This window comes from Sphingomonas bacterium, assembly GCF_903643065.1.
Classification (GTDB): Bacteria; Pseudomonadota; Alphaproteobacteria; order Sphingomonadales; family Sphingomonadaceae; genus Sphingomonas.
In genome coordinates, this window is record NZ_CAHJWX010000139.1 from 1 (window position 1) to 5,981 (window position 5,981).

The following is a 5,981-nucleotide window of genomic DNA, read 5'->3' on the forward strand; positions in this document are numbered from 1 at the left end:
GCACCGGCCGGGTCACCAGCCGCAAGACCTCGGGCCCGCCCGGCGCCGCCGGATCGATCGCGTCCATCATGTCCGGGATCGTCATCGGCGTCTGCCCCCTCGTGCGGGGTCAAGTTATTGACTCAGGCGGCCCATCGGTCAACGTTGCGCTCCCATGGACCTGGACGACGCGCTGCCCCGATCCGCCGGCCCGCTGACCGAACTGGTCCGCGAGGACCTCGATCCGCTCTCGGTCGCCGAACTGGAGGCGCGCATCACCGCGCTGGAGGGCGAGATCGCCCGCTGCCGGATCAAATGGCAACACGCCGTTCATCATCGCGCCAGCGCCGACGCGCTATTCCGCTCGTGACCTGGACGCCCGTTCCCCGGCCGGAACGGGCGGCTTGATGCGGGGCCGCGTCATCCCGACATGGGACGAAACGGGTCGCGCGAACACTGGCGGCTCACTGGAGTAATTCGATGCCATCCTTCGCCCCCGCGCTCGAGACCACCTTGCACAAGGCGCTCGAGGCGGCGTCCACCCGGCGCCATGAATATGCCACGCTGGAGCATCTGCTGCTCGCGCTGATCGACGACGAGCACGCCGCCAAGGTGATGGCCGCCTGCCATGTCGAGACCAAGGAGCTCAAGACCACCGTCGCCCACTATCTCGACACCGAGCTGGATGCGCTCAAGGTCGAGCAGCAGACCGATCCCTCCCCCACCAGCGGGTTCCAGCGCGTGGTGCAGCGCGCGATCCTGCACGTGCAGTCGTCGGGCCGCGACGAGGTGACGGGCGCCAACGTGCTGGTCGCGCTGTTCTCCGAGCGCGAGAGCTATGCGGTCTATTTCCTCCAGCAGCAGGACATGAGCCGGCTCGACGCGGTGTCGTTCATCAGCCACGGCGTCGGCAAGGGCGGTGCGGCCGAGGCCACCCCGCCCAAGGGCGCGGCCTCGTCGTCCGACGACGAGAAGCCCGCCAAGGGCAAGGACAAGGGCACGGGCGAGAGCGCGCTCAAGCAGTTCTGCGTCGACCTCAACGAGAAGGCCAAAGCCGGCAAGGTCGATCCGCTGATCGGCCGCGGGCCGGAGGTGGACCGCACCGTCCAGATTCTGTGCCGCCGGTCGAAGAACAACCCGCTCTACGTGGGCGATCCCGGCGTCGGCAAGACCGCGATCGCGGAGGGCCTCGCGCGCAAGATCGTCGAGGGCAACGTGCCCGAGGTGCTGCTGCCCGCCGTCATCTATTCGCTCGATATGGGCGCGCTGCTCGCCGGCACGCGCTATCGTGGCGATTTCGAGGAGCGGCTCAAGGCGGTCGTCAACGAGCTGGAAAAGCTGCCGCACGCCGTCCTCTTCATCGACGAAATCCACACGGTGATCGGCGCCGGCGCGACCAGCGGCGGGGCGATGGACGCGTCCAACCTGCTCAAACCCGCGCTGTCGGGCGGCTCGATCCGCTGCATTGGCTCGACCACCTACAAGGAGTTCCGCAACCATTTCGAGAAGGATCGCGCGCTGCTGCGCCGGTTCCAGAAGATCGACGTCAACGAGCCGACGATCGAGGATACGATCAAGATCCTGGCCGGGCTGCGCACCGCGTTCGAGGAGCATCATTCGGTCAAGTACACGCCCGACGCGATCAAGTCGGCCGTCGAGCTGTCCGCGCGCTACATCAACGACCGCAAGCTGCCCGATAAGGCGATCGACGTCATCGACGAGGTCGGCGCGATGCAGATGCTGGTGCCGCTGAACAAGCGCAAGCGCACGATCACGCCCAAGGAGATCGAGCAGGTCATCGCGACCATGGCGCGCATCCCGCCCAAGACGGTGTCGACCGATGACACCCGCGCGCTCGCCTCGCTGGAACAGGACCTCAAGCGCGTCGTGTTCGGGCAGAACGCGGCGATCGAGAAGCTCGCCTCGGCGATCAAGCTGGCGCGCGCCGGCCTGCGCGAACCGGAGAAGCCGATCGGCAACTACCTGTTCACCGGCCCCACCGGCGTCGGCAAGACGGAGGTCGCCAAGCAGCTCGCGTCGATCCTGGGCATCCCGCTCCAGCGGTTCGACATGAGCGAATATATGGAGCGTCACTCGGTCAGTCGCCTGATCGGCGCACCGCCGGGCTATGTCGGCTTCGATCAGGGCGGCCTGCTGACGGACGCGGTCGACCAGAATCCGCACAGCGTCGTCCTGCTCGACGAGATCGAGAAGGCGCATCCGGACCTGTTCAACATCCTCCTGCAGGTGATGGATAACGGCAAGCTGACCGATCAGCACGGGAAGTCGGTCGATTTCCGCAACACCATCCTGATCATGACCACCAACGCGGGCGCGTCGGACATGGCGCGCGAGACGCTGGGCTTCGGCCAGCTGACCCGCGAGGGCGAGGACGAGGAGGCGGTGAAGAAGATGTTCACGCCCGAGTTCCGCAACCGGCTGGATGCGGTGGTGCCGTTCGGCTATCTGCCGCCCGAGGTGGTGGCGCGCGTCGTCGACAAGTTCGTGCTCCAGCTCGAACTCCAGCTCGCCGATCGCAACGTCCACATCAAGCTGGACGACGAGGCCAAGACCTGGCTGACCGCCAAGGGTTACGACAAGCTGTATGGCGCGCGGCCGATGAGCCGCCTGATCCAGGAGAAGATCAAGCAGCCGCTCGCCGAGGAGCTGCTGTTCGGCAAGCTGGTCCATGGCGGCGAGGTCACTGTCCGGATGAAGGAGGGCGCGCTGACCTTCGCGATCGAGGCCGCCGCGCCGCGCAAGCCCAAGAAGAAGGGCAAGACGGAGGTGGCGCCGGCGGCGGAATAGCCGTCCGTCATCCCGGGCAAGCGCCGGAATGACGCGGACCGGGCCGACCGACCCTTCCACCATCCCGCTTGCGAGTGGATGATGGAAAGCTCGGCCGGATGTTTACCGTTCGTTGACCATTCTGGCCGTACATCGCGCCGATGATCCGGGGGGCATGGCGGTATTGGTGGATGGGGCTGGCGGTCGCGCTGGCGCTGCTGCCGTGCTCCGCACCCGCCGCCGCGCAGGCGGGGCTGGTCGGCACGCCGATCTCCGTTTGCGTCAAGCGCGTCGCCGCGAACGACCGTGCGCTCGCGTTGCTGACCGACCCGCGCGGGTTCGACTGCGTCACCGACCAGCGCCGCTTCGGCCCCGGCGATTTCTGGGTGGTGTCTCGACCGTTCGTCACCGACTCGCGTTGGCCCGCCCGCATCCGCGTGGTCAGCACCTGGCAGCGATCGGCGACCCTGTGGGCCCGCTACGCCGATGGAGCGGTCCGCATGTTGCCGGGCGACGGCCGGGCGACCACCCGCCGGCTCCAGCTCGGGGCCATCGTCGAATACAAGCTCCCGTCGAGAGCCGTGCCGGTGACGCGGCTGTTGTGGCACGTGCTGGATGCGGCCAACGCCCGCGGCCTCGTGCTCGCGCCGCACAGCGCCTCGCCCGCCGAGAGCGCGATGTCGAACATGCTCCTGGCGGGGCTATACGGCTGTTTCGTCGGGCTCTGCCTGTCGCTGTTCATCTATAATCTGGCGTTGTTCGCGGCGCTGCGCCATCGCTTCCAGCTCGCCTATTGCGTGATGGTGGCGAGCCTGCTGGTCTATGCCCTCTCGTCGTCGGGCGCGCTGGCATGGCTCGCCCCGAACATCACCAACAACGATCGGGTGCGGATCAGCTATCTCAGCCTAGCCGTCTCGGCGGTGGCGGCCTTGGCCTTCGCGCGCGCGTTCTTCGAGCCACGCGTGTTCGCGGGCGCGCTTGGCCGCGCGGCCGACGCGGTGACGGCGCTGCTGATCGGCAGCGCGGTGTTGTTCGCGGTGCTGGAGCCCTGGCATGCGAGGTTGCTGGGGCAGCTCTGCGCCGACAGCTTCGCCGCCCTGATGCTGATCGCGCCCGCGGCATTGTGGCGCGCCTGGCGACAGCGATCCAATTACCTCTGGCTGTTCGGCCTCGCCTGGGCGGTCCCGATCGCGCTGGCGACGCTGCGCGTCGCGGGCACGCTCGGGCTGACCGGCTGGAGCTTCTGGATGGACAATTCGACGCTGCTCGCGATGGCGCTGGAGGCGGTCACCTCGGCACTCGCGATCGCGTATCGGGTCCATTTGTTGAGCCGCGAGCGCGACGAGGCGCGCGAACAGGAAATGGCGGCGCGCCTGCTCGCCGACACCGATCCGCTGACCGGGCTGCTCAACCGCCGCGCGTTCCTCGCCCAGGCGATCGGGCGCGAGGGCGATCAATGCCTGCTGATCCTCGACGTCGATCATTTCAAGCGTGTCAACGAGACGATCGGGCATGACGGCGGCGACGAGGTGCTGCGCGTGATCGCGCGGAGCCTGCGCGCCGCCGCGCCGCCGGGGGCGCTGGTGGCGCGGTTCGGCGGGGAGGAGTTCGTGACCGTCTGTTCCGCCGACGCCGCGCCGTTGTCCATGCTCCTGCTCGAACGGCTGCGCACCCAGCGCATGCCCTACGACATGACCGTGACCTCATCGATCGGCAGCTGCACGGGACCGTTGATGCGCGAGACCGACTGGAAGCGGCTCTATCGCGAGGCCGACCGCGCGCTGTTCGCCGCCAAGGCCGCCGGCCGCGACCGGGCGCGTGATGCCACCCAGTTGACGGCCGCCGCCTGACGCGACTTGCCTCCCGCTCCGCATCGGTTGCGAGCGATAGTCGACCTCGGCCCGATTAAAATGAAGATGCTGGTGAGGTGGAGCACCCGCCAGCTGCACTGACTATCTGCCCCTGCCGACGCCCGGCCCACCCGAACCGCGCAAGCGCGGCTACGCCTTCTCCAGCGTGCATTGCAGCGGATGCTGGTTCTGCCGGGCGAAGTCGATCACCTGGCCCACTTTGGTCTCGGCGACCTCATAGGTGAATGTTCCGCACACCCCCACGCCCTTTTGGTGGACGTGCAGCATCACCCTGGTCGCCGCCTCCATGTCCATGCGGAAGAAGCGCTGGAGGCATAGCACGACGAACTCCATGGGCGTGTAGTCATCGTTCAGCATCAGCACGCGATAGGGCGTCGGCTGCTTCGTCTTGGATCGGGTGCGCGTGGCGAGACCCAGCCCGGTACGGCCGTCCTGGTCGTCGCCATCGCCGCCGCGACGCTCGGCTGCTGTGAAAGGATCGGTGCTCATGCGGTGACAAGAAATATGGGAAAGCGGGGGTGGCAGGCAAGGCTCGATCGCGAAAAAGGGCGACCATCGCAGTGACGGCCGCCCTTCCGTTCGCAATGCCCATCACGGGAACGCGTCCCGTGATGGGGACCCGGCCGACATTGCCGCGGCCGGACGCCTGATCAGGCGGCCTGCTTCATCTTTTCCGCCGCCAGCGCCCAGCGATTGGAGATCGGCTGCGCGACCTCGCCCGCGAGCTTGAGCGCGGCTTCGGTCGAGCGCGAGGTCTCGGCGACCATCAGCTCGAACTGCTGACGGACATAGTCGCCGCCTAGCTTCACGAACTCGGTCGGGCTCTTGACCGACGTCATGGAGCGCATCGCGGCGGTGGCGGTCTCGAACTGGCCGCGCACAAAGGCGGCGCGGTCCTGCGCCAGCGTCTGCAGGCCGGCGGCCGCCAGCTTGCCCGACTCGACCATCGCCTCGACATTGCCCTTGGTCATGTCGTTCAGGTCGGCGAACAGCGCCTGGCCCTTGGCCATCGCGCCCTCGGTGCCATGCCTGATGTCGCCGAACATCGCCTGGGTCTGGTCGGTCGCGGTCTGGGTCAAATTGTCGATGGTGTCGGCCACGATGGGCTCCTCGATGACGGGGGTGTCCGCCGGAACCGCGGCGGGCGGCAGCGCGGGAGCGGGCTCGGCGACGACTCGGACCTCGACCTGCCGGGCCGGCTTGCGCCTCGGCCTGGCGGCGGCGAGCGCCCCCGGGATCGGCTCGGCGCTATCGTTCGCCAGCAGCGTCAGGGTCGGATCGGACACGAACGGCTCCTTTGTTGCAGTGCAACATAATCGAGCGGCCTGGCGAGTCAAGGAGATC

The 5,981-nt window shown here is 67.8% G+C and carries 5 protein-coding genes; 3 read left to right on the plus strand and 2 right to left on the minus strand.

Annotated features, from left to right (window positions below; genetic code table 11):
- Window positions 1–154: 154 nt before the first annotated feature.
- From HUU95_RS06385 to HUU95_RS06395, 3 genes are all read left to right on the plus strand, one after another.
- Complete coding sequence (locus HUU95_RS06385; protein WP_174279351.1) at window positions 155–349, plus strand: DUF1192 domain-containing protein; 195 nt, start codon at window positions 155–157, stop codon at window positions 347–349.
- Window positions 350–459: 110 nt separating this feature from the next.
- A complete protein-coding gene (clpA, locus tag HUU95_RS06390) occupies window positions 460–2,787 on the plus strand; it encodes an ATP-dependent Clp protease ATP-binding subunit ClpA (RefSeq protein WP_174279352.1) in 2,328 nt (775 codons plus the stop codon).
- Window positions 2,788–2,927: 140 nt separating this feature from the next.
- A complete protein-coding gene (locus HUU95_RS06395; RefSeq protein WP_254602657.1) occupies window positions 2,928–4,616 on the plus strand; it encodes a GGDEF domain-containing protein in 1,689 nt (562 codons plus the stop codon).
- A 150-nt stretch (window positions 4,617–4,766) separates the two neighbouring features.
- Here HUU95_RS06395 and clpS read toward each other — a convergent pair whose 3' ends face one another.
- Entirely contained in the window at window positions 4,767–5,126 is a 360-nt protein-coding gene (gene clpS / locus HUU95_RS06400; protein WP_254602658.1) for an ATP-dependent Clp protease adapter ClpS, read from the minus strand.
- Between the two features lie 161 nt (window positions 5,127–5,287).
- Window positions 5,288–5,923 carry a phasin family protein gene (locus tag HUU95_RS06405; protein WP_174279353.1) on the minus strand — a complete coding sequence of 212 codons (636 nt, stop codon included), beginning with the start codon at window positions 5,921–5,923 and terminating at the stop codon, window positions 5,288–5,290.
- Window positions 5,924–5,981: the final 58 nt, after the last annotated feature.